At 69.9% G+C, this 23616-nt stretch carries 21 protein-coding genes and 4 pseudogenes; 11 read left to right on the forward strand and 14 right to left on the reverse strand.

Annotated elements, in window-relative coordinates; translation table 11 throughout:
* Positions 1 to 780: 780 nt before the first annotated feature.
* A pseudogene (locus AB8M85_RS03080) lies at positions 781 to 993 on the forward strand (recombinase family protein); the annotation flags it as partial.
* A 45-nt stretch (positions 994 to 1038) separates the two neighbouring features.
* On the opposite strand, the pseudogene AB8M85_RS03085 reads toward AB8M85_RS03080, so the two are convergent.
* The 6 genes and pseudogenes from AB8M85_RS03085 to AB8M85_RS03110 all read right to left on the reverse strand — a co-directional run.
* Positions 1039 to 1296, reverse strand: a pseudogene (locus AB8M85_RS03085) (hypothetical protein); the annotation flags it as partial.
* A gap of 49 nt (positions 1297 to 1345) precedes the next feature.
* Positions 1346 to 1471: pseudogene (locus tag AB8M85_RS03090) on the reverse strand (ATP-binding protein); the annotation flags it as partial.
* A 50-nt stretch (positions 1472 to 1521) separates the two neighbouring features.
* A pseudogene (locus AB8M85_RS03095) lies at positions 1522 to 1911 on the reverse strand (IS21 family transposase); the annotation flags it as partial.
* Positions 1912 to 2032: 121 nt separating this feature from the next.
* On the reverse strand, positions 2033 to 2521 hold the full coding sequence (locus tag AB8M85_RS03100; protein ID WP_372697293.1) for a HipA N-terminal domain-containing protein: 489 nt from the start codon (positions 2519 to 2521) through the stop codon (positions 2033 to 2035).
* The gene (locus AB8M85_RS03105) at positions 2518 to 2799 is read right to left on the reverse strand and encodes a helix-turn-helix domain-containing protein (RefSeq protein WP_372697294.1); all 282 of its coding nucleotides are present in this window, start codon (positions 2797 to 2799) and stop codon (positions 2518 to 2520) included. The genes AB8M85_RS03100 and AB8M85_RS03105 overlap by 4 nt, the downstream gene beginning before the upstream one ends.
* Positions 2800 to 3020: 221 nt before the next feature.
* The gene (locus AB8M85_RS03110; protein WP_372697295.1) at positions 3021 to 4910 is read right to left on the reverse strand and encodes an ABC transporter ATP-binding protein; all 1890 of its coding nucleotides are present in this window, start codon (positions 4908 to 4910) and stop codon (positions 3021 to 3023) included.
* Between the two features lie 102 nt (positions 4911 to 5012).
* On the opposite strand from AB8M85_RS03110, the gene AB8M85_RS03115 reads away from it, so the two are divergent.
* From AB8M85_RS03115 to AB8M85_RS03125, 3 genes are all read left to right on the forward strand, one after another.
* Entirely contained in the window at positions 5013 to 5561 is a 549-nt protein-coding gene (locus AB8M85_RS03115) for a MarR family winged helix-turn-helix transcriptional regulator (protein ID WP_372697296.1), read from the forward strand.
* 79 nt (positions 5562 to 5640) lie between these two features.
* A complete protein-coding gene (locus AB8M85_RS03120) occupies positions 5641 to 5955 on the forward strand; it encodes a hypothetical protein (RefSeq protein ID WP_372697297.1) in 315 nt (104 codons plus the stop codon).
* A 128-nt stretch (positions 5956 to 6083) separates the two neighbouring features.
* Positions 6084 to 7037, forward strand: coding sequence for an oxidoreductase (locus AB8M85_RS03125; protein WP_372697298.1), 954 nt, complete (start codon positions 6084 to 6086; stop codon positions 7035 to 7037).
* 103 nt (positions 7038 to 7140) lie between these two features.
* Here AB8M85_RS03125 and AB8M85_RS03130 read toward each other — a convergent pair whose 3' ends face one another.
* Both AB8M85_RS03130 and AB8M85_RS03135 read right to left on the reverse strand, forming a co-directional pair.
* Positions 7141 to 7659, reverse strand: a complete 519-nt coding sequence (locus AB8M85_RS03130; protein WP_372697299.1) for a GNAT family N-acetyltransferase — start codon at positions 7657 to 7659, stop codon at positions 7141 to 7143.
* A 101-nt stretch (positions 7660 to 7760) separates the two neighbouring features.
* Positions 7761 to 9710: an SIP domain-containing protein gene (locus tag AB8M85_RS03135; protein ID WP_372697300.1), complete on the reverse strand. Its 1950-nt coding sequence runs from the start codon at positions 9708 to 9710 to the stop codon at positions 7761 to 7763.
* Between the two features lie 140 nt (positions 9711 to 9850).
* Between AB8M85_RS03135 and AB8M85_RS03140 the strand changes: the two genes are divergently transcribed.
* Together AB8M85_RS03140 and AB8M85_RS03145 are read left to right on the forward strand one after the other, a co-directional pair.
* Positions 9851 to 10657: an MBL fold metallo-hydrolase gene (locus AB8M85_RS03140; RefSeq protein WP_372697301.1), complete on the forward strand. Its 807-nt coding sequence runs from the start codon at positions 9851 to 9853 to the stop codon at positions 10655 to 10657.
* Positions 10658 to 10905: 248 nt separating this feature from the next.
* Positions 10906 to 11709, forward strand: coding sequence for an SDR family NAD(P)-dependent oxidoreductase (locus tag AB8M85_RS03145; protein ID WP_372697302.1), 804 nt, complete (start codon positions 10906 to 10908; stop codon positions 11707 to 11709).
* A gap of 41 nt (positions 11710 to 11750) precedes the next feature.
* Here the strand turns inward: AB8M85_RS03145 and AB8M85_RS03150 are convergent, their stop codons facing one another.
* The 6 genes from AB8M85_RS03150 to AB8M85_RS03175 all read right to left on the reverse strand — a co-directional run bounded on the left by AB8M85_RS03150 (position 11751) and on the right by AB8M85_RS03175 (position 17883).
* Complete coding sequence (locus AB8M85_RS03150; RefSeq protein ID WP_372697303.1) at positions 11751 to 12506, reverse strand: ABC transporter ATP-binding protein; 756 nt, start codon at positions 12504 to 12506, stop codon at positions 11751 to 11753.
* Complete coding sequence (locus AB8M85_RS03155; RefSeq protein ID WP_372697304.1) at positions 12503 to 13558, reverse strand: iron chelate uptake ABC transporter family permease subunit; 1056 nt, start codon at positions 13556 to 13558, stop codon at positions 12503 to 12505. Before AB8M85_RS03155 ends, AB8M85_RS03150 begins: the two co-directional genes overlap by 4 nt.
* Positions 13551 to 14540 (reverse strand): ABC transporter permease, encoded by a 990-nt coding sequence (locus tag AB8M85_RS03160; protein ID WP_372697305.1) that lies wholly within the window; start codon positions 14538 to 14540, stop codon positions 13551 to 13553. The genes AB8M85_RS03155 and AB8M85_RS03160 overlap by 8 nt, the downstream gene beginning before the upstream one ends.
* A 15-nt stretch (positions 14541 to 14555) precedes the next feature.
* Positions 14556 to 15524 (reverse strand): siderophore ABC transporter substrate-binding protein, encoded by a 969-nt coding sequence (locus AB8M85_RS03165; protein ID WP_372697306.1) that lies wholly within the window; start codon positions 15522 to 15524, stop codon positions 14556 to 14558.
* A gap of 194 nt (positions 15525 to 15718) precedes the next feature.
* Positions 15719 to 17035: a permease gene (locus AB8M85_RS03170; protein WP_372697307.1), complete on the reverse strand. Its 1317-nt coding sequence runs from the start codon at positions 17033 to 17035 to the stop codon at positions 15719 to 15721.
* Positions 17032 to 17883 carry an ABC transporter ATP-binding protein gene (locus tag AB8M85_RS03175; protein WP_372697308.1) on the reverse strand — a complete coding sequence of 284 codons (852 nt, stop codon included), beginning with the start codon at positions 17881 to 17883 and terminating at the stop codon, positions 17032 to 17034. Before AB8M85_RS03175 ends, AB8M85_RS03170 begins: the two co-directional genes overlap by 4 nt.
* A 325-nt stretch (positions 17884 to 18208) precedes the next feature.
* Here AB8M85_RS03175 and AB8M85_RS03180 point away from each other — a divergent pair, with 325 nt between their 5' ends.
* From AB8M85_RS03180 to AB8M85_RS03200, 5 genes are all read left to right on the forward strand, one after another.
* The gene (locus AB8M85_RS03180; RefSeq protein ID WP_372697309.1) at positions 18209 to 18760 is read left to right on the forward strand and encodes a hypothetical protein; all 552 of its coding nucleotides are present in this window, start codon (positions 18209 to 18211) and stop codon (positions 18758 to 18760) included.
* A 79-nt stretch (positions 18761 to 18839) separates the two neighbouring features.
* Entirely contained in the window at positions 18840 to 19814 is a 975-nt protein-coding gene (locus AB8M85_RS03185; RefSeq protein ID WP_372697310.1) for a PhzF family phenazine biosynthesis protein, read from the forward strand.
* 162 nt (positions 19815 to 19976) lie between these two features.
* Positions 19977 to 21419, forward strand: coding sequence for a DHA2 family efflux MFS transporter permease subunit (locus tag AB8M85_RS03190; protein WP_372697706.1), 1443 nt, complete (start codon positions 19977 to 19979; stop codon positions 21417 to 21419).
* Between the two features lie 77 nt (positions 21420 to 21496).
* Complete coding sequence (locus AB8M85_RS03195) at positions 21497 to 22204, forward strand: TetR/AcrR family transcriptional regulator (protein WP_372697311.1); 708 nt, start codon at positions 21497 to 21499, stop codon at positions 22202 to 22204.
* 144 nt (positions 22205 to 22348) lie between these two features.
* Entirely contained in the window at positions 22349 to 23599 is a 1251-nt protein-coding gene (locus AB8M85_RS03200; protein ID WP_372697707.1) for an acyl-CoA dehydrogenase family protein, read from the forward strand.
* Positions 23600 to 23616 lie beyond the last annotated feature (17 nt).

A 23616-nucleotide genomic window follows, 5' to 3' on the forward strand; every position in this document is an offset into this window, starting at 1 on the left:
GAGAAGTGTGTCCTGATTGATCCTGTGGTCCCCCCAATCAAGGCAACTCCGCCTCGGTCTGCACGTTGATCGACATTGCCGGTGATTGCGACTGAACCAGCGCCACCTGCCGAAGGATCACTGGCTAGCGTAAGCAAACCTTCCGCGCAGGCCAAGACCTCCGCGTCGGCTTCCAAGCGGTAATCCACAAGATGGGGTCGCAAATAGGAAGCGATGGTCTGGTCAGGGTTGCTCTCAAACATAGCTAGAGCTGTCGTGGCTTGGATGTCTTTCCCAAATCGTCTCAGAATGAGGCTCTTTAGGCCAGCATAGGCATCCTTAATAGCCATCTTCGCAGCCTCGGTTGCGCCGGCTCCAGCGCCAGCGGCCAAAGCCGTGAGGATTAGTGTAACCGGGTCCATGGGTAGCCTCCTGGTGAGCTCGCCTTCGTCCTTTGAGAATACGCCCTAAAATCTCCACTTGTGCCTTTTGTATTGTTGGGCACAAGTGGCCCGCTGAATCCGGGAAAGAGGGGTAGTCGTCGGCGGCGAGTCAACCATCTGATTCAGTACGCGGCGAAGCGGGGGGTCCTGCAGTCTGCTTTTAGACGCCCGATGAACCGTAGGTGACGCGCAATGTCTCGATTACCGATCTTGCAACCCATGGGATACAAGACGCCAGGTCGAGACACTCCCCCGTTCGCGAGGGCCTGCAGAACTCCTAGTCCTGCCACAATGTCTTACAAGTGGCCACCTGAAAACAGGAGTTCAACAAGTGTTGGGAGACAGATTGAGGAGCCGATTGGGAAAGCTGATCGGATATGCACGGGTCTCGACTCGAAGGCAGGATACCGACTACCAGCCCGCCGACCTCATCGCTGCTGGCGTTCGCCTCGACGACCTCTAAATAGACCACCTCATCAGCGGAGCCCGCGCCGCCCGACCCGCCCTGGACCGGGCACTTGCGGCCCTCCACTCCCGTGACAGCTCGGCGATCATCACCCTTGACCGACTGCCCGAAATCCTCCTGGTGTATCCGGCACAGGGACTCGCCGTTCCCACGTCTGTCGAATCTGCGCACGAGGATGGCGGACCGGCCCATGACGTCTCGGACTTCGGTTTCAGCCGCCCTGACCTTCATGCCCTTCAATTGGCCGGCCGGGAAGGTCAACCGCATGGCAAAGTGTTCGGCTGCCGCTATGCCCGACCACCGTTCGATACTTTCGTCTGTGAGCCTGGCCGGTTTGAGGATATGAGTCGACGGGGTGGGAATAGCAAGTTGATTTGGCCCCGGGTTCGCCGTTTGATTTGGCCCCACCCGGTTGTTGTTGGCTAGTTGGTTTGGATGAGTTTTGCTGTGTGGTTTTCAGGCGGTAGGAGTCCGTGCCTGTGTTGATGATGTGGCCGCGGAAGGTGAGCCGGTCCACGACCGCGGCGGCGAGCCGCGGGTCGGTGAAGGTCTGGCCCCACTCACTGAATGGTGCACCGCTCGCACGTGGACGGCGAAACGGGCCCCCTCGGCGAACACCTCGATCTTGTCGGCACCAATGCGCACCGAGACCCGCCGACCGGCAAACCGTGCAGGGACGGAGTAGTAGCACTGGCGCACGCAGGTCAGGGCCTTGTGGTTGACCTTGAACGAGGCGGTGGTCCCCGCGTCGAACACGTCCATCGGCAACGGGTGCAGCATCGGCGCCTCCTCGGCGGCGGCGGCCCCGACAGTGATGGGGCGGCCGGTGATCCCCCGGTGCTGGTCCCTCTCGTCGCAATCGGCCATGAACTCGTTCAAGGCCGCGATCGAGGCGAATTCGGGCACTGGGGAGAGCCAGCGGTGGCGGAACCGGCCGACTTCGCCCTCGACCCCGCCCTTCTCGTGGGCGCCATCGATCCCGGGCAGGCAGAAGAATGAGTCGAACCCGTAGTGGGAGCGCATCGCGATGAACCGCTCGTTCTCCAACCGCTCCCAACCCAGCACCACCTTGATAACCGCGCCTAAGTGGGGCTAAATCAGAGTGCCATACCCAACGGGCCCCGTTCACCGGCAGTCCCACCCGTTAGCTGTCGAGGACCACGGCCAACTTGCCCTGCAGGCCTCCGAGACTAGACCGGACACCGGGGTCGACGTCGATGCCCAGAGGTGCGGCGGGCAGATCGGAGATCGCCATCTTCAGGTCGGAGCCGTCGAGCCAATGGACTCCGCTTTGCCTGGTGTCGGGGCCCTGGTCTGGTTCGGTGACCTGGATGGCGCCGGCACAATCCAGCCCGTAAAACTTGAGGAGTCCGTATGTATCCTCCGTCGATACCCGGGCCCTGTCCGCGAGGGCTGCCCGGACGTGGTCTTCGGGGAGCAACCCGTCCAGGAAGTATTTGGCCTCCGTCCCAGGGTACGGCGCGGCGCGCACCGGGAGCTTGAGGGAGAGCAGGATGCTTCCCGGCCCATGTTGCCGAATGGCCTCTTCCGTGTATCTCAAGGACAGGTATCCCTGGCCCGCGTCACTGAGTTCGGCGACAGGATCCCCGTTGAGCCACGCGATGAGCGTCACGGCTGGCTCCGCCCTCGTCGGCGCGTTGCATCGTAGTTGTCGGCTTCGTATCGGGCCGACGCTGCGCGGGGGTCCTCGCGCGGGAGGGCAACCAAGTCCATGCCCAAGGCGTTGGCGACTTCGGTGAGGATGGAGGAGCGGCCGGGCAACCCGCGTTCGATGTTGCTGATCCGCTTGCGGTCGAGCCCAGTGGTGTCACTGAGCTCCCCTTGCGACAGGCCGAGTTCGATGCGTCGGGCACGGAGTGCAACTCCGATGCGTTGCAGTTGGTGATCCAATACTCCTCCTGCGCTAATGGGGTGGATAACAACACATTAGCATGAGTCAGCACTAATGGGGTCGAAAACAACCCCATTAGGTTCTCAAAAGGTTAAAAGGACAAAAACAACCGCATAAACGTCGAATGGCAGAACCCTCGCCGCTTGGCACCGGCCGTCCCGGGAGGTGACGTGTCCACGCCTGACCTCCCCAGCTTGCCGGCACCAATCACCAAGGCTACCTACCGGTTGATCCCCAGGGGCAGGCCATCGGCTTGTGCGCGGGAGCGCAGCAACCGGGCAAAGGGCCCGTCTCCGGCGCGCAGCGCGGCAGGGGTTCCCTGCTCGACGATGCGTCCGCCGTCGAGGACAACCAGCTGGTCGGCCTGCTCGACCGTGGAGAGCCTGTGGGCGATGGTGATGGTCGTGCGCCCCTCGGCCAGCCGGTCCAGGGCCGCCTGGACCTGGGCCTCGGTGGTGTTGTCCAACGCCGATGTCGCCTCGTCTAGGACCAGGACCCGCGGGTTGCGCAGGATGGTGCGGGCGATGGCGAGACGTTGCTGCTCGCCGCCGGAGAACCGGTGCCCCCGGGCACCCACCTTCGTCTCCAACCCGCGTGGCAGGCCCGAGATCAGCTCGTCAATCTGCGCTGCCTCCAACGCAGCCCACAGGGTGTCCTCGTCGGCGTCGGGGTCGGCCATGAGCAGGTTCTCCCGGATCGAGGCGTGCACCAGGTAGGACTCCTGGGAGACGACGCCCACGATCTTGGCAAGGTCCTGCGGCGCCATGTCCCGCACGTCGATCCCGTCGATGGTGACCCGGCCTGCGGTGGTGTCATGCAGCCGCGGGACCAGCGAGCCCAGGGTGGACTTGCCGGAGCCGGTGGCCCCGACGATCGCCGTCGTGGTCCTTGCCGGCACCAGCAGATCGATATCCGACAAAACCCGGGCATCGCCGTCGTACGAGAAGCCCACTCCCTCGAAGCGCAGTTCCCCGCGCACGGTGGACGGGTCGATGGCGACCGGGTGTTCGGGCGGGGTGATCTCCGGGACAAGGTCGAGGTACTCGAAGATGCGGCTGAACAGCGCCATCGCGGTCACCCACTGGACCCCGACGTTGAGCAGGCCCATGATCGGGCGGAAGATCGCCGACTGCAGCGCGGTGAACGCCACGATCGTGCCGATGGTCATGCCGCCCGTGGCCGCCGGGAAGCCGCCGGCGAAGTAGATGACCGCGGGGATGGCGGCGAAGACGATCTGCATCGTGGCCATCCGCCAGCGGCCGGCCAGCTGGGAGCGCAGTTCCAGGCCGATGAGCCGGTGGGAGCTGGCGGTGAAGCGTTCGGCGTCGCGCTCGGTGGTGCCCAGCGTCTTGGACAGGCGCACGCCGGAGACGGAGAGGCCCTGTTCGACCTGGGTGTAGAGGTTGGCGAGCTCGGCCTGGCGGTCGGCGGTGATGTCGCGGCGCATCAGGGCGACGCGGCGGCTGAGGATCACCGCGGGCGGGATGACGATGAGCGAGAGGATGCTGAGCATCGGCGAGAGGGCGACCATGGCGATCGCGGTGGCCACGGCCGTGGTCAGGTTGGAGGCGATGGACGTGGCGGTGGTGGTGACCACGGACTGCATGCCGGCGATGTCGCTGGTCAGCCGGGACTGGACCTCGCCGCCGCGGGTACGGGTGAAGAAGGCGAGCGACTGGGCCTGCAGGTGGGTGAACATGCCCGAACGCAGGGTGTGCATGACGCGCTGGCCCATGTCGGTGGCCATCCAGGTCTGCACGACGCCGATCAGCGCGGTGACCGCGGCGATGACGACCATGGCGCCGGCGAGGGTGGCCAGCAGCGGGATGTCCTGGTGCGGGATGGCGTCGTCGATGATCGCGCGGATCAGGAACGGCTGGGCCAGGCCGGCGATCGAGGCGACGCTGATCAGCAGCACCAGGACGGTGATCATGCCCTTGTGGGGGGCGAACAGTGCGGCGACACGGCGCAGGCTCACGGGATGGTCGGAAAGCTGGTCGCGGTCTGCGGCGCTGACTTTCGCCGGGCCCGGTCCGCCGGGGCGTCCGCCTCCCATGCCGCCGACCGGGGGTGCGGCTGGGGATGGGGTGGGGTTCGGGACCGATGCCATGGGCACCACCTCCTGGGGTCGAAGGAGTGGCACGGTTGTCGCACCAACTATGCAGAGGCTACCTCACTATGTGGTTGCCGCGCAAATGAGTACACTGGGGGCATGAGCTCCCGTACCGCCGCCTCCGCCACTGCCGAACCCGCGGGTGAACCTGACTTGGGCGACCTCTTCCACGCCGCGTTCCGGGGCCTGCGCCGCCGGTGGGCGCACGAGCTGGCACCGTTCGAGATGACGCCCCACCAGTGGCGGGCGCTGAACACGCTGGCCCGGCATGGCGATGCCTGCGCCCCGGCCGTGGACACCGGGACGGGTACGACGGCGGCCCTGCGTGCCGCAGTCTCCTCGCCGGAGGGGGTGCTGCGGTTGAAGGCCCTGGCCGGCCAGTTGCGGATCGCCCCGCGTTCGGCCACCGAGGTGGTGGACCAACTCGAGGCCAAGGGCCTAGTCGAGCGGATCCCCGATCCCCACGACCGCCGTGCGGTGCTGGTCCGACTCACGGACACCGGACAGCAGCTGCGCTCCGACGTGGAGCGCGCGCGGCGCGAACAGGCCAACGAGTACTTCGCCCGGCTGGATTCCGTCGAGCGCGCCGAGCTGGCCCGGCTCTTGGGCGTGCTGGCCGACGAGGAGCACGCAGGGCACCGGACTTGAGGCTCCCACGTGCCGCATCAGGACCGGTAGGCGGGCTTCCCCTTCACCGACCCGTCGTGAACCCCTAGGGTGGGGGTCCATGGGACCAACACGAGCGGAAGCGGGAGCGTTCACGGCGGGCGCTCTCTGCGTCAATAGCCTGCCGCATCTGGCGACGGCTGCGACGGGCCACCGCCACCTCACGCCGCTGGGTGGGCGGGACTCATCGCCCGGGGTCAATGCCGCCTGGGGCACCATCAATCTGGTCGCTGGCCTGGCACTGCTCCGGCGCGCGGCCCCCGACCCGGGGCGATGGGACTCGCGCCTCGTGGCCTTCGAACTGGGCAGCGCCGTGTTTGCCGCATGGATGTTCGGCAGCGAAGCGGTTGCAAAGATGAACTCGCGTCACCGCTGACATTTCTGCGGCCTTTGACGCCCTCGTTATCCGGCCCCACGCGGCCTCGTGTTCCCAGCCGATGGCGACAGGGCGCACCGGTCTAGGGTGGGACCGCAGGCATCCACCCACCGGCAGGAGTACATCCCATGGCCCGTCAACCCCCCTGGACCCCCGACGACATCGGCGACCTGACCGGCAAAACCGCGGTCGTGACCGGCGCCAACAACGGGCTCGGCCTGGCCACGACGCGCGAGCTGCTCCGGCACGGGGCCCACGTGGTGATGGCCTGCCGGAACGAGGAGAAGGGCCGGGCCGCCCTCGAGCAGCTGCGTCTCACGGCGGTGGAAGCCGTCGGCGAGCTCCGCGCCGAGGTCATCCCCGTGGACCTGTCGATCCTCTCCACCGTGCACTCCTTCGCGGACGCATTCCACGCAGGCCACGACCGGCTGGATCTGCTCATCAACAACGCCGGCATCATGATGACCCCCTACGGCCTCACCGCCGACGGGCATGAGCTGCAGTTCGGCACCAACCACCTGGGCCACTTCGCCGTGACCGGCCTGCTGCTGGGGGCTCTGGAGGCCGCGCCGGGATCGCGCGTCGTCACGCTCTCGAGCCTGGCGCACCGCGGCAGGGGCATCGACTTCTCGAATCCGATGTTCGCGTCCGGCGGTTACTCCCCCGCGGCCGCCTACCAGCGCTCGAAGCTGGCCAACCTGCTCTTCACCCACGAGCTGGACCGGCGGTTGAAGGCCGTAGGCCAGGACACCATCGCGGTCGCCGCCCACCCGGGCGTGGTGGGGACCGACCTCTTCGGCCACGTGTTCGACCGGCCCTCGCTTCACCCGGCGCGGATGGTGTTCAACGCCGTGATGCCCCGCCCGCAACACGGAGCCCGCCCGACGCTGCGTGCGGCCACCGACCCGGCGGCGCGGGGCGGGGACTACTTCGGCCCGGGCGGCCTTGGAGGACTGCGAGGCGCACCGCGGATCGCCCGGGCCAGCACAGCTGCCGGCGACCCGGTCGCCGCCCGACGGCTCTGGGAGCTCTCCGAGGAACTCACGCAGGTCAGCTACCTGGACAGCCCGACGCGGGGCTGAACCACAGGATCCGGCGGACCGGGACCCGAACGACCGCCAGCCAGCCCCGGCCGGCGACGACCGGGGACGACCGGGGACGACCGGGGAAACTGCACCTGACCGATTAGATGAGCGGCAGGGTCATGCCGATCTCCACTTCCCCGGGACGTCCGGGCGGTTCCTGCGCTTCCCCGGTCTCCAGGAAACCCTGCCGCCGGTAGAAGGCGCGCGCACGGCTGTTCCCGTCGATTACCCACAGATCCAGCCGACCGGCCCGCGTGCGGCGCGCCCAGCCGGCCACGGCGGTGATGATCTCCGCTCCCAGACCCGATCCGCGTGATGCGGGGGCCACCCACATGCCCACGAGTTCGCAGCCACCGGTCCCCGGCCGCAGCACACCGCCAGCCACGCCCCCGGGGGCCACCGGTGCGGCGTCTGATGCCGCGTCGGGCAGTCCGCCGGGCCAGGCGAGGAGCCAGCCGCCTTGGCCGGCGCGCTCGCGCCACTGATCCTCGGCGAAGGCGGATTCCCGTTCCCACGTGGAGCAGAACGCCTCCGGGTCCTCGCTGAGGGCACGCAGCCGTACCTCGCGCAATGCGGCCCAGTCCCGGACGTCGGCCTGCCGGACGGTGGTCTCTTCCATCACCACAGCCTCGCATGCCGGGCGGGGGCACGGCCATGGCCTGCGGAAGGGCGGGGCAGACCGGGGCCTGCCGGCGAGCGGCCGGGAAGAGGGCGAGCCCCCTACCCTTCGGCGCGGCCGGTGCGCCAGTACCCCATGAAGGACACCTGCTTGCGGTCGATCCCGACGTCACGCACCAGGTAGCGGCGCATGGACTTGATGACCCCGGCTTCCCCGGCGATCCAGGCGTAGAACGGCTGGCCGGATCCCGAGGTCGTCTCCCAGAGGATGCCCTCGTCGACGTTGACGTCCTCGTAGTCGTTGCCCGGGTCCACGGCGCCGGCACCGGGCACGGCCACCGCGGAGCGGACCGCCGCCTCCAGCAGGTTACCCGGAGCCTGCATGCCGCGCGGCAGCCACTGCACCGCCACCCCGGAGCGGGTGAACGAGCCCTGGATGTCGTCGACCGAGGGCACTTCGATGAACGCGTCGCCGGTGATGCCCGGCGGCAACGACTCGAGGATCGAGCAGATTGCCGGCGCGGCGGTCTCGTCGCCGGCCAGCAGGATCCGCCGGGCCTGCCCGGGCCGGAATTCGATGCCGCCGTAGTCGTGTCCGCACAGCGCCCGGTTCGGCCCCAGGATGACGACCTCGTCGCCGACCTGCGCCTCGGCGGCCCAGACCGATGCCGGGCCCCCGACCAGCACGCCGTTCTCGCGGCGCACGTGCAGCACGAAGTCCAGGTCCAGTTCCGGGTCGGCGCCGGCGTTGCCAGGGTGCCCGGCGGGCCGGAAGGAGCGCACTGTGTAGGTGCGCATGGCCCCGCGTTCGGCCGGATCCTTGGCCAGCCACGTGCGGTACCAGCCGGAGGCGTCCTCGTCGCTGATCGTCCCGCCCGGGGCCAGGTCGGCGAAGAGGTCCCGCATGCGCTCCACCGCGCCGTCGCCGGCAGGGGGTACCAGGACCTTGATCCGCAGGTCCAGGGGGTGCCCGCCGGTGCCGAAGTGTTCCAGCTCCGGGCCGGCCAGGGTCAGACGGCGGAAGCTGGGGCCCAGGTCCTGGACGTCGACGGCGGTGAGGCTGAAGGCCAGGGTCGGGCACACCTCGACCGCCGGCTTGCGCAACACGGGTACGACGGCGGAGTCCCCGCCCTCCTGCCCTGCCGCCGGCTCCTGTGCGGGCGCGTCCCGGCCGGAGGCGTCCTGTCCGGCCACCGGCGATTCGTCTTCAAGGCGCGAGGTCCTGAAACGCGGGGCCCCGCCGTCGTCCGCGACCTCCGGGCGCAGCACCCGGTGCCGGCCGATCGGCAGGACCAGGGGCGAACCGGCCACGGGATCGGGGATCACCCGTGCTGGCAGGCCGAAGACCGCCTGGATGAACTCGGCCGTGAGCACCTCGGAGGGCCGCCCGGAGGCCACGATCGCGCCGTCGGCCAGGGCCACCAGGTGGTCTGCGTAGCGGGCGGCGAGGTTCAGGTCGTGCAGCACCATGGCCACGGTCGTCCCGTGCCGACGGTTCAGGTCCGCGATGGCGTCCAGGAGCACCAGCTGGTGGGCCAGGTCCAGATGCGTGGTCGGCTCATCCAGGAGCAGCACGCCGGACTCCCGCGCGAGGACGCTGGCCATCCAGGCCCGCTGCCGCTGCCCGCCCGAGAGCGTTCCGGCGTCGCGGGCGGCCAGGTCGGTGCAGTGGGTGGCGGCCAGGGCACGGTCCACGGCATCGTCGTCGTCCTGGGTCCAGCCGGCGCCCGCGCCACCTTCGGGGGCCCTGCCGCGGGCGACGAGTTCGCGCACGGTGGTTCCCCCGGCTGCGTCCAGTGGTTCGGGCAGCAGGCCCAGGGCCCGGGCGACTTCGTCGGCGGGCCGATCGTGCAGGTCCGTCCCGTCCAGGAGCACCGCGCCTGCGGCCGGGGCGAGACGGCCAGCCAAACCGCGCAGCAGGGTGGACTTGCCGCTGCCGTTCGCCCCGATGACCATGGTGATCTGCCCAGCGGGCAGGTCCAGGGTCAGGTCCTGCACCACGGGGTGCCCGCTGTAGGCCAGCGACAGGTTCTCTGCCTTTAGGGTGGTCATGTCTGCCTCCGGTCAAGGGGTGTGTCTGCGGTGCCGTTGCGGGATGCCCGCTGCGGCAGGCGGTGGTCGAGGGGCCGGGCGGAGCCGACGGGCGGGTGCTTTCCGGGGACGCGGTGCGGCTGCTGCCCTAGACTGGCGGCATGCCCGACCCGACACCCGCTCCCGTCCTGCCCATGTCTTCCTGCGCGGCCATGATCACGGCCCCGAACCCCGGCCCCATGACGCTGGACGGCACGAATTCCTACATCCTGCGCGGCCCCGACGCCGGGTCGGTCGTGGTGGTCGATCCCGGACCGGCCGATGAGGGGCACTTGCAGTCGCTGGCCGCCCAGGGGCGCGTCGAGCTCGTCCTCGTCACGCACCGGCACGCGGACCATACCGAGGGGATCGACCGACTGCATGAACTGACCGGCGCCCCGGTCCGTGCGGTGCTGCCCGAACACTGCCGACAGGCTCCGCCGCTGGTCGACGGGGAGGCCTTCACGGCCGCAGGGGTGGCGATCCAGGTGCTGGCCACGCCGGGGCACACCTCGGATTCGGTGTGCTTCCTGCTGCCCGACGACGGCCATCACGGTGCCGTCCTCACCGGGGACACGCTGCTCGGGCGCGGGACCACGATCCTGGATTTCCCGGACGGGACGCTGGGCGACTACCTGGCCAGCCTCGACGTCCTGTCCGGTTTCGGTCGCGCCGCGATGCTCCCGGCCCATGGTCCGGGGCATCCCCACCTGGGAACCGTCGTCGAGCAGTACACGGCACACCGGCTGCAACGGCTGGACCAGGTCCGCGAGGCCGTGGGCCGGCTCGGCGGCGGAACGGTTGCCCTGGCAGCCGCCGCGGTGGCCGACCTGGTCTATGCCGATGTCGATCCCGCGGTCCGCGGGGCGGCCGAGCACTCGGTGGCTGCGCAGCTGGACTACCTGTTCGGGACGACGGGGACCCCGTAGGAGAGAGGGGAGGAGCACGTCAGCGCCGTGCGGCACGTGACGCCGCGGGGTGGGCACGGCGGGGTGTTTCCATGCTGTCGCCCCTTTCGATCCGGTCCGGGATCGCCCCGGAAAACGCTCTCTCGTTAGGCTAACCTTAGGGCGCTGCATTACGCAAAGTTCCACTGCCCTATTGCCAGCCGGTGACGATTTCGTCTCGCCCGTGCGGCCTCCTTGGACTGTCCCGCGCTCGCCGCTACAGTCAACTCATGGCCAGCTCCACGCAGCATCCCGAGACGCACTATTCCGCCCAGCCGTCCTACACCGCGCTCATCACCGGCGCCACGGCCGGCCTGGGTGCTGAATTCGCCCGCCAACTGGCGGCCCAGGGCTATTCCCTGGTGCTGGTCGCCCGCGACCAGGCCCGGCTGGACGCCACGGCGGAGACGTTGCGCGCCCGGTATGCCGTCCAGGTCCAGACCATCAGCGCCGATCTGGTCAACGAGTCCGGGGTGCAAGTGGTCGCCAACCGGCTCGCCGACTCCAACCAACCCGTCACCATGCTGGTGAACAACGCCGGCTACGGCCTGGCCGGGAACTTCGCCGACAACGACCTCGCCGACGAGCTGACGCACCTCGGGATCCACATCCGCACCCCGTTGATCCTCTCCCACGCGGCATTGCGCACGATGGCGGGCATCGGCGGCGGCCGGATCATCAACGTCGCCTCCGTCGCGGCCTTCACGCCGCGCGGGACCTATTCGGCCGCCAAGGCCTTCCTGGTGAACTTCAGCCGCTGGGCCAATGTCTTCTACCGCGACCGCGGCATCTCGGTGACGGCCGTGTGCCCCGGGTTCACGCACACCGAGTTCCACGACCGGATGAAGATCGACAAGAAGTCGATTCCGTCCTGGTCCTGGCTCGAGGCCGAGGAGGTCGTGCGCAGCGGACTCACCGACGCCATGGCCGGGCGCTCGGTCTCGATCCCCAGCACGAAATACAAGGTCATCTCGTTCCTGGCCCGCATCGCCCCGGACGCCATCGTCGCCCGCGTCGCCCAGCGCGGCCGCTGACCGGTTGGCGGAGTTCCCGACGGAGTGGCCTGGCCGGCCCGTCAGTAGTAGACGGCCAAGGGGCCCTGGGGCCCCTCGATGACCTGCACGGGGGTGTCGAAGACGCGGGTCAGCACCTCGTCGGTCATGATCTGCTCCGGAGTGCCGAACTCGACGACCCGGCCGTCCTTCACGGCGCAAATGTGGTCGGCGTAGTGCCCGGCAAAGTTGATGTCGTGGATGACGACGACGATCGTGCGGCCCAGGTCCTCGGCCGCACGGCGCAGGTGCTGCATCATCTGGACCGAATGGCGCATGTCCAGGTTGTTCAGCGGCTCGTCCAGCAGGACGTGTGCGGTGTCCTGGGCCAGCACCATGGCCACGTAGGCGCGCTGGCGCTGCCCCCCGGAGAGCTGGTCCAGGTACCGGCCCTCGAGGTCGCCCAGGTTCAGGAAGTCGATCGACCGGGAGATGACCTCCTCGTCGACGGTGGTCAGCCGGCCCTTCGAATGCGGGAAGCGGCCGAATCCGACCAGCTGGCGCACGGTCAGGCGGGCGGTGAAGTGGTTTTCCTGGCGCAGGATCGACACGATCTTGGCCAGGTCCTTCGACGAGGTGCTCGCGACGTCGAACCCGGCCACCTCGATGGCCCCGGCGTCGAGGCCGAGCAGCCTGCCGATCATGGTCAGCAGCGTGGACTTCCCGGCGCCGTTCGGCCCGACGAGCGCCGTGATGCCTCCGGTCGGGATCTCGAAGCTGACCGGGCCGATCTCGACGTCGCTGCCGTAGCTCTTGCGGACCTCGTTGAGCGTGATCACAGGCGCCCCTTTCGCAGGATGAAGTACAGGAAGAGCGAGCCGCCGACGACCTCGATGATGATGGAGACGACGCCCTGGGCGTAGAACACGTTCTTCACGATGAAGTAGGACCCCGCCAGGACGACGAACCCGATGAGCACCGCGACGGGGAAGACCAGGCGGTGGTCATGGGTGTCGGCCAGCTGGTAGGCCAGGGTGGCCACCAGGAAGCCCAGGAAGGTCATCGGGCCGACCAGCGCCGTCGAGGTGGCCATCAGCACCGAGACCAGGAACAGCGTGCGCATGACCTGGGCACGGTGGTCCAACCCGAGGTTTGTGGTGGCGTCCCGCCCCAGGGCCACGACGTCGAGCCGGCGGGAATTCGCCCAGAGCAGCCCACCGGCGACCACGCACAGCGGGATGGCGACCGGCAGGTAGGACGCCTCGGCGTTGGCGACGGAGCCGAACAGCCGGGCGGTGAGGATGTCGAACTCGCTGGGCGACAGCAGCCGCTGCATGAAGGTGGACACCGCGCCGAGCCCGCCGCCCAGGACGATGCCGATGAGCAGCATGACCTGCAGGTTCCCGTACTTGCCCGAGAGCAGCCAGCCGTAGAGCGCCAGCGACAGGCCGACCATGACCAGGACTTGCAGCATGAATTGCGGCAGGCCCTGCACGGCGGTCACCCCGGCGGCACCCAGGAAGAAGACAGCGGCCGTCTGCACGGCGATGTAGAGGGATTCGAAGCCCATGATGGAGGGGGTGATGATGCGGTTGTTCGTCACGGTTTGGAAGCTGACCGTGGCCATGGCCTGGCAGAAGGCGACGACGAGCATGACCAGCACGCTCGTGCCGCGCAGTTCGGCGATCCGCCAGAATCCTGCGGTTCCCGGCGGCATCGGGTTGTCCCAAGCCAGCAGGCCGTAACCGAAGCCGAGGGCCAGGACGAGGAGAACGCCCAGGACGATCAGGTAGCGCCGGCGCGAGCGGGCCGTGGGCAGCGGGCCCGAGGTGCGTGCGGTGGAGCGGGTGCGGGGGCCGGCGGGCGCCGGTGGGGTGGCGGTCCTAAGCATGGCGGCGCTGCCTGAGCAGGAGCCCGATGAAGACCACGGCCCCGACGATCCCGAGGATCAACGAGACGGGCACCTCGAAGGGCATGATGATCGTGCGTCCGATCAGGTCGCAGAGTGTCACGATCCCGATGCCCAGCAGGCACACCCACGGCAGATTCCCGCGCAGGTCGTCGCCGCGGAACATCGAGACGATGTTGGGCACGATGAGCCCGAGGAAGGGCAGGTTCCCCACCACGACGGTGACGATGCCCGTCGCGATGGCGATCAGCCCGGTGCCGAGCAGGACGACCTGGTTGTAGTTCAGCCCCACGTTGGTGGCGACCTCCTCCCCCAGTCCGGCCACGGTGAAGCGGTCGGCCACCAGGAACACGGCGATCCCCACCAGGGCGACGATCCACAGCACCTCGTATTGCCCGCGCAGGACTGAGGTGAAGCTGCCGGCGAACCAGATGCCCAGGCTTTGGAGCATGCCGGTTTGCAGGGCGAGGAACGTGGACACGGCCCCGACGACGGCGCCCAGCATGATGCCCACGATCGGGACCGTCAGGGAGGCCTTGAGCGAGACCCTGCGCAGGAACAGGAAGAAGACCATCGTGCCGATGAAGGCGGCCACTACGGCGCCGATCATCTTGGCGGTGATGCCCGCGCCGGGGTTGACGATCATGACCGCCAGCAGACCCAGTCCCGCCCATTCGGTGGTGCCGGTCGTCGTGGGTTCGACGAAGCGGTTCTGCGTCAACAGCTGCATCACCAGGCCGGACATCGCCATGGCCGCCCCCGCCAGGACCAATGCGATCGTGCGCGGGATGCGGGTGATGCCGAACATCTCGGCCCCCTGCTCGCCGCCGAAGATGTCGTACACGCCGGTGAACAGGGAGAACACCAGCAGGGCGCCGACGACGCCGATGCCGATGAGCAGGCGCGGTTCGAAGAGCCGTCCCTTCGACGCGACGCGTCGGTTCGTGGCGGGGGTGGCGGTCATCGTGCGGTCCTGGCCTTAGCCCTCGAGGGCGTCGGCGAAGGAGTTGAAGAATTCGGTGTAGGTCTGGATGCCCTCGTTGGTGTAGGTGTCCGTCGGCATGTAGACCACGTTGTCCTCCCGTACGGCGGTGACGTCGTCCAGGGCCGGAGAGGAATCCAGCAGTTCGTTGGCCGGCTCGTAGGAGGCGTCGTCGGCGGCGACGGCTGCGTCCCGGTCCATGGCCAGGATCCAGTCCGGGTTCGAGGAGGCGATGGCCTCCACGGAGATGTCGTCGCCCTGGTGGTCCTCGGTGGCGTCGTCGATCTCCAGGGCGGGGGTCAGGCCGAGGATGTCGAACACCGGGCCGAGGGTGCGCCCGTTGGAGGGGGCGACGTAGCCGATTTCGCCGCCGGAGGTGATGACGGCCATGACCTTCTCGTTCTGGTCGTAGGCGTCCCGGGCGCGCTCGATGGCTGCATCGAGGTCGGCATTGAGCTGCGCGGCCTCGTCCTGCTTGCCGAAGACCTCGCCGAGGATGGTGGTCTGGCGCTTCAGCTCGGCGTCGAGGGGCTGGCCGTCGCGCGGATCGAGTTCCAGGATGGTGGCATCGGGCACGAGGCGGGCGAAGTCCTCGTGGAACTGGGCGAAGCGCTGGCCGTTGACGATCAGGTCGGGCTGGGCGGCCACGACGGATTCCAGATCCGGTTCGCGGTGCGTGCCCAGGTCCACGATGGAGGCGTCCTGGGTGTAGTCGATGGTCGGGGGCATCAGGGACACGGCCGCTGCGCTGAGCTGCACCCCCCAGTCCGAGAGGGTCTCGAAGGTCCGGTTGTCCGTCGCGACGACCGACACCGGGCTCGCCGGCACCTTCTGGGTTCCGTTGTTGTCCTCGACGTTGATGGTCGGCACGCCGGCGTCGGTGGCGGCGGTCGAGGTGCCGCAGGCGGTCAGGGCCAGGGCGGAGGCGCCCAGCAGAACGCCGAGGCGCAGTTTCAGGGAAGACATGGGGTTCCTTCGAGTGATGATGGCCAGCAGGCCGGCAGGTCGGGTTCCTCGATTAACTTAGCCTACCCTGAGTAGATAACGATCATCGGTCTTGATGTTATTCATGTCACATGACGCGAAGTTGCGTTTCGCCCGACGGGTCCGGGCGGATCCCTCGCCCGCCCGGCCCCGCCGTCCCCTGGCTGCCCGGACGGCTACGCCGTGCGCAGCACCGTGCGCGAACCGACCAGCGCCAGCGCGCCCCGGACGGCCAGGATCCCGGCGGCCAGCGTCGCCGCGACGACCAGGACCGTCAGCGGGGAGGCGATCATGGCGATGCCGACCAACGGCAGCAGCAGGACCCCGGCCACCAGGGCCGACCCCAGGGACACCCACAGCAGCGGTCCCATGACCGAGCGCACCCGGGCGCGGTCCATCGTGGCCGGATCCATCCCCAGCCGGTCCAGGTTCGAATACAGGTCCCGGCGGTCCAGCGTCAGCGCGCATTGGTTGATGACTGCCGAGCAGCACACCCCCAGGAACGAGGCCGCGATGGTCACCAGCACCCCGGTGAGCACGTCGCCGACCAGGGCCAGCTCCTGCGGATCGGTTCGCCCGGAGGCCGAGGCCCTCATCATGGCGGCCCCGGCTCCCCCGAACACGGCGACGAAGCTGGTCATGGTCACGCCGGAAACCTGCCGCCAGGCGGCCTGCGGGGCCTCAAGGATTATCCGGGCCGCCAGCAGCCGCTCGGGCGTCTCGGCCCGGCGCAGCGAGCGCCCCGCCAGCACGCGGACCACCCAGGGGCCGACGACATTGAGCACGGCCAGCACCGCGGCGAATGCACCGAGCATCACCGCGATCATCACGGCCAGGTCCCGGAAGGCGGAGAGCCCCTGCAACGCGCTGAAGGCCAGGACGATGACGACGGCGGCGATCACCGCGCGGATCCACCGCGCCGTGGGTGCCACGGTGCGCAGGCGCACGCCCAGCGGCGAGACGTTCAGCCGGCGCAGGCCCACCACGGCCGAAACCACTCCGATCACGACGACGGCGAGCGCCAGGGCCGCGACGATCCCGGGGTGCATGAACATGCCGGACCCGATGGCCCGTCCGCGGAAGTGCAGCAGGCCGACCACCGGCGCGGAGGCCAGGTACAGCACGATGCCGCCGGCCGCGCCCACCAGCGCCAGCGCCGCGGAGTCGATCACGGTGACCGCGCCGGCCAGGGCCGGGGTCCCGCCGAGCAGGCGCACGGTGGCCAAGCGCTCGTCGTGCGAGCGGGCGGAGAGCCGGGCGGCGGCGGCACCGAGGACGGCCAGCGGGACCACCAGCAGGACCACGGCGATGCCGGCCAGGATCAGGTACATCCCGGTCAGCTCGTCCTGCACGGTCCTGAAGGACAGGCCCCCGGCGGCCACGAGCAGCAGCAGCGCGGTGGTCAGGGCGTAGGCGGTGGCCGTCAGCAGCTGGGGCGCCCTCCGGCCGCGGGTGGGCCGGCCCAGCAGCCACGCCAGCGAGAACGCCCTCATGACCGGCCTCCCTGGCCCGCCCCGGCGCCGGTGCCGGGCCGGGAGGAGGCACCGGCGTCGTGCTGGATCCTGCCGTCGAGCAGGTGGATGACGCGGTGGCAGCGGGCGGCGACGTCGGGGTCGTGCGTGACCATGACCAGGGTGTTGCCCCGTCCCACGGTGGCCCCGAGCAGGATGGCCAGGACCTCGTCGGAGGTGGCCGAATCCAGGGCGCCGGTGGGTTCGTCGGCGAAGGTGACGGTGGCGCCGGTGACCTGGGCTCGGGCGATGGCCACGCGTTGGGCCTGACCGCCGGAGAGCTGGCCGATCCGGCGTTCCTCCATCCCGGCCAGGCCGAGGGCCTGGAGCCATTCGGCGGCGCGGGGCAGGGCCGCCGAGCGGGGCATGCCGTTGATCATCAGCGCCATGGCCACGTTCTCGATGGCGGTGAGCTCGGGGATGAGCAGGCCCGACTGGAAGACGAACCCGAAGCTGCCGCGGCGCAGCCTGGAGCGGGCGGATTCGCCCAGTGCGGTGATCTCCACCGGTGCGGCGGGGGTCTCGGGGTCGGTAAAGAGGACCGATCCGGCGTCGGGCCGCTCGATGCCGGCCAGGGTGTGCAGCAGGGTGGACTTGCCCGATCCGGAGGGGCCCATGATGGCCAGCGATTCGCCGCGCTGGATGTCCAGCCCCAGAGAATCCAGGGCGAGGGTGGTCCCGAAGGCGCGGACCAGGCCGCGGGCGGCGAGGATGGGCCGGGGCGCTGCGGGGTCCGGGGCAGCAGGGTCGGTGGCGCCTGTGGCGAAAGGGTGGTGGTCGGCATGCGGGTGGGCGTGCGGGGGTGCGGGGTGCGTGGGCTTCTCTGGCATGGTTCCAGTCTTCCGTGCACTGCACCCGCGGCGGATGCACCCCGGAGCTGAATCCGGCGCGGCCATGTCCTACCGCGGGATGATGCCGCCTCACCCCAGCGGACGGTTTCCGGCGGATGGTTCCGGATCGTAACCCGGGGCGCGCGACCGGGCCCGGCAGTGGCCAATGCTTCACCACAACGCCCCCGAAATCGATGCGTTCCGGGGCACGGGATGGTGCGTTCATCACGTTTATGCACCATCGTGAATAACTGTTGCCGCACACGGCGGGCAGGCACATCATGGGGGCATCAGCCAACGCACCATCCTTGGGAGTGAACAGAACATGAAGACACTGAAAGCGGGCCTGGCAAGCGCCCTGCTGGTCGCGGGGTTGGGGCTGGCCCCGGCAGCACCGGCGGTCGCGGCCCCCGCGCCGTACTGCGGCATCCGGTGGGGATCGCTGGCCGATTCCGCCTCCGCGATGTCCAGCGCCCGGGTCACCGGGGTCCGCACCGGGCAACACACCTGCTACGACAGGATCGTGATCGACCTGCGCGGGCAGGTCCGCGGCTACGACGTGCGCTACGTCAACGCCGTGTACACCGAGGGCCAGGGCCGGCGCGTCCCGCTCTCCGGTGCCGCCGATCTGCGCATCGTCGTCCGGGCCCCGGCCTACGACTCGTCGGGGCACGCGACCTACCGCCCGTCCAGCCGCACCCATGCGGTGGACGTCTCCGGCTACCGGACCTTCCGGCAGGTGGCCTACCTGGGCAGCTTCGAGGGCCAGACCTCGTTCGGGCTCGGCGTGCGCGCCCGGCTGCCGTTCCGCACCTTCATCCTCGACGGCCCGGGGACCGGCTCGCGCCTGGTCATCGACGTCGCCCACCGGTGGTGATGCCAATCGGCCGGTAACCATCACGTCATGAACCCGGCGGGGGCCTCCCCCGCCGGGTCCGGTGTGCCACGATGGCGCCATGACCCTTCGCCCGTTCCGCCAGGTCGACGTCTTCACCGCCACCCCCTACCTGGGCAACGCGCTCGCCGTCGTCCTCGAGGCCGACGGGCTGGACGAGGCGGAGATGCTCCGCTTCGCGAACTGGACGAACCTGGCCGAGACCACGTTCGTGCTCCCGCCCACCGACCCGGCCGCGGACTACCGGGTGCGGATCTTCACCACGACGACGGAGCTGCCCTTCGCCGGGCACCCCACCCTGGGCACGGCGCACGCCTGGCTCGAGGCCGGCGGGCGCCCGAGCCGGCCCGGGGTCATCGTGCAGGAATGCGGTGCCGGGCTCATCGAGGTGCGTACCGGCCCGCGGGAGGACGGCGGACGGCGGCTGGGCTTCCGTGCCCCGCCCCTGCAGCGCACCGGACCGCTGGAGGAGGACGTCCTGGGCTGGGCGCTGGCGGGGCTCGGTCTGGGCCGGGACGACGTCGTGGACCACCAGTGGGTGGCCAACGGCCCGCAGTGGGCGGTGCTGGTGCTGCGCGACGCCGATGCCGTGCTGGCCCTGGAGCCGGACTTCGCCGCCCTGGAGGGGCTCGAGATCGGGGTGGTCGGCCCGCACCTGGCCCCTGGCGTGGCCGCCGGTTCCTATGCCCGCCGCAACGAGCACCGGCCCAAGGGCACCCGAGCCGAGCTGGAGCCGCTGCGCCCGGCCGACGACGCGGCGGTCTTCGAGACCGCCGTGGCGGGGGTGCCGGCCGACTTCGAGGTCCGCGCCTTCTGCCCCGGGGAGGGACTGCCCGAGGACCCGGTGACGGGGAGCCTGAACGCGGGCATCGCCCAGTGGATGATCCCCGCGGGCCTGGCCCCGTCGTCGTACACCGTGCGCCAGGGGACCCGGCTGGGCCGGGCCGGGCACGTCGGGCTCTCCGGGCACGACGGCGGCATCTGGGTCTCCGGGCAGGTCACCACCTGCATCGAGGGCACGGTCCGCGTCGGCTGAGCGAGGGGCGCGGTGTCGCCCAGATCACCGGTTGCCGGAGGTCCCAAGCGGCCGGGCGGAGAGTAGTCTCTACCGGTGACCAACGCACAGACCTCCCCGAAAACCGCCCCGGACGACCGCGCCGCCTGGACCGCCCTGTGGGCCCTGGTCATCGGGTTCTTCATGATCCTGGTGGACTCCACGATCGTCTCCACCGCGATGCCGGCGATCATGCGCGGGCTGGACACCGGGATCAACGGGGTCATCTGGGTCAACAGCGCCTACCTGCTGGCGTTCGCCGTGCCGCTGCTGGTTACCGGGCGCCTCGGCGACCGGTTCGGGCCGAAGAACCTCTACCTCATCGGGTTGGCCCTGTTCACGGCTTCGTCGTTGTGGTGCGGGCTCTCCCCGACCATCGGGATGCTCATTGCCGCCCGGGTGGCCCAGGGCCTGGGCGCGGCCATGATGACCCCGCAGACGATGACGTTCATCACCCGCATGTTCCCCGCGCAGCGGCGCGGGGCCGCCATGGGCGTCTGGGGCGCGGTCGCCGGCGTCGCGACGCTGGCCGGACCGATCCTCGGCGGCGTGCTGGTGGACACGCTGGGCTGGGAATGGATCTTCTTCGTCAACGTCCCCGTGGGCCTGCTGGCCATGTGGCGGGTCTGGGTCAAGGTCCCGCAGCTGCCCCGGCACAGCCACAGCTTCGACTGGCTGGGCGTGGCGCTCTCCGCGGTGGCCATGTTCCTGATCGTCTTCGGCATCCAGGAGGCCAACACCTACGACTGGGGCACCATTGCCGGACCCATCACCGTCTGGTCCCTGATCATCGCCGGGGTCGTCGTGCTGGTGGCGTTCGTCGTCTGGCAGCATTTCAACCGGCGCGAGCCGCTGCTGCCGCTGGGCCTGTTCCGCAACGCGAACTTCTCGCTGGCCAACGTGGCCATCACCGCGATGGGCCTGACGATCACGGCGATGAGCTTCCCGATGATCCTCTACCTGCAGTCCGTCCGCGGGATGTCGCCCACGATGTCGGCCCTGATGATCGCGCCGATGGCCGTGGTGTCCGGCGTGCTGGCGCCCTTCGCCGGGCGGATGACCAACAAGATCGACCCCAAGCTGCTGGCCGTGCCCGGGTTCCTGCTCTTCGGCGGCGGGATCGTCGCCTACGGGCTGCTGCTGACCCCCGACGTGCCGTTCTGGGTCCTGCTGCTCCCGCCGGTGGTGATGGGCATCGGCAGCGCCGGCATCTGGCCCTCCGTCTCGCTGACCGCCACCCGCGATCTGGGTCAGGCCGACGCCGGCGCCGGCTCCGGGGTCTACAACACCACCCGCCAGGTCGGGGCGGTCCTGGGATCGGCACTGATCGCCTTCCTCATGGAGGCCCGCATCAGCGTCGAATCCACCGCGGTGCTGGCGACGATGCCGCACTCCGGTGACGCGGGAGCCGCCGCTGGGGCCGGATCCGAGGCCACCATGGGCCAGGCGATCCCGGAATTCCTGCACGGGGCCTTCTCCACGGCGTTGGGCCAGTCGCTGCTGCTGCCGGGCCTGGTCGCCGTGTTCGCCGCCCTGGTCTGCTTGTTCTTCCGGCGCCCGAGCGCGTCCACCCCGCCCCGCGGCTGAGACCCCTCCGCAGCTGGGCCCGCTCCACGGCCGGGCCAGCCCCGTCGCCGGGTCCGTCCCGTGCTAGATTCACCGGCATGGACCAGCCAGTCGCCGTGCCCGAAACCGCCCTGCGGCTGCTCGTCGAGCGGGGCTTCGACGCCACCAGCGTGGACCAGCTCGCCGAGGTCCTCGGGATGAGCCGCAGCACGTTCTTCCGCCGGTACGGCTCCAAGGAGGACATGGTATTCGCCGACATGGACGGGGTCATCGAGGCGGTGCACGCCATCCTGGCCGCGCCGGGCCGCGGGCTGGAGGACCGGGTGGCCGCTGCGGCGCTGGCCGTCTTCGACCACCACCTCGGGCGCCGCGGGGCGTCCCTGCTGCGCTTCCGGCTGCTGCGCGAGGTCCCCGCCCTGCGTGACCGCGAACTGGTCAGCACCCACCGCTACGAACGGGCCTTCCGGCACGGGATGCGCGCCGCCCTCGGGGTCGAGCCCGGCCTGGATGCGCCCAACCTGGCCATCACGGCCTATGCTGCCTCCGTCGTCGCGGTGCACAACGCGTTCCTGCGGAGCTGGCTGACCGCCCAGGACGACGGCCTGCGGACCCGGCTCGCCGCGGAACTGGCCACGCTGGCGGCCCTGCACCATCCACGGCTGGAGGGGACCGCCGCAGGACCGGCTCCCGGGGCAGCCCAGCCGGGCCCCGCCGTCGTCGTCACGGTCTCCACGTCCGGCGCCGGGACCGACGAGGTCCTCGCCGCTGTCCGCGAGGCGCTCGAAGGGCAGGACCACCCCGCCTGACACTGGGTGTCTTGACGTGGAACTCGGTTTCAGCGATGCTAGGGGGAACCACCCCAGGACCGCCGGCGCCCGCCTGCCCGGCCGAGCCGAACCGAAGGACATCCCGTGAGCACTCCGCAGACCACCCCCGCGACCGATTCCCCGGTGGACGGCTCCGCCCCGGCCGGATCCCCACTGGCCGAGTTTCCGCTGGGCGTCGTCGAACCGGAGTACGAGCTCTGGGGCGAGGTCGACGTCGACCCGGCGGGCCTGTTCGGCGAGGACGCCATCCCGGCCGCGGACCGCGCCTACTGGGACCGTGCCCGCCGCTTCGGGCTCGAGGAGGTGCGCCCGGTCATCGACGATTACTGGGACCGCTCCGACTACCCCTTCCAGCTGGCCACGCGGCTGGGCGAGCTGGACCTGCTGCGCGACGGCATCGACGTCGAGGGCTACCCGGCCATGAGCACCCTGGCCGCCGGGCTGGTCAACATGGAGCTCTCGCGCGCCGACGGCTCGGTGGGCACCATCGGCGCCGTGCAGGCCGGCCTGGCGTTGCGCTCGATCGCCTACTGCGGCTCCGAGGAGCAGATCGCCCGGTGGGTCCCCCCGCTGGCCCGCGCCGAGGTCCTGGGCGCCTTCGCGCTGACCGAACCCACCCACGGCTCGGATTCGGTGTCGCTGGAGACCCGGGCGACCCGCGTCGACGGCGGGTACGTGCTCAACGGCGAGAAGAAGTGGATCGGCAACGGCTCCACCGGCGGCATCACCGTGGTCTGGGCCCGCGACGACGAGGGCAGCATCCGCGGGTTCATCGTCCAGCAGGAGTGGGAGGGCTACACCGGCACCACGATTCCGGGCAAGCTCAGCCTGCGGGCCATCTGGCAGGCCCACATCCGGATGGAGAACGTCTTCGTCCCCGACTCGCATGTGATGCCCGGCGCGAACTCGTTCAAGGACACCTCCAAGGTCCTCTTCGCCACCCGGCTCGGCGTGGCGTGGTCCGCCGTCGGCCACGCCGTGGCCTGCTACGAGTCGGCCGTGCAGTACGCCTCCCAGCGCACCCAGTTCGGCCGGACCCTGGCCTCCGCGCAGGTGGTTCAGGAGCGGCTGGCCCGCATGCACTCGGAGCTGGCGACCATGCAGCTGATGGTCATGCAGATGACCCATCGCGAGGAGCGCGGCGAGCTCTCCCCCGTGCAGGCCTCGCTGGCGAAGTACACCTGCACGCGCACCGCCCGGCAGATCGCCTCCAACGCCCGCGATCTGCTCGGCGGCAACGGCATCCTGCTCAAGAACCGCGTGGCGCGTCACCTGGCGGACATCGAGGCCGTGCACACCTACGAGGGCACGGAGACCGTCCAGGCGCTGATCATCGGGCGCTCGATCACCGGCGTCTCGGCCTTCAACAAGTAGCCGGCGTGTCGCCGCGG

Source organism: Arthrobacter sp. JSM 101049 (assembly GCF_041679245.1).
In the GTDB taxonomy this organism is placed as follows: Bacteria; Actinomycetota; Actinomycetes; order Actinomycetales; family Micrococcaceae; genus Arthrobacter_H.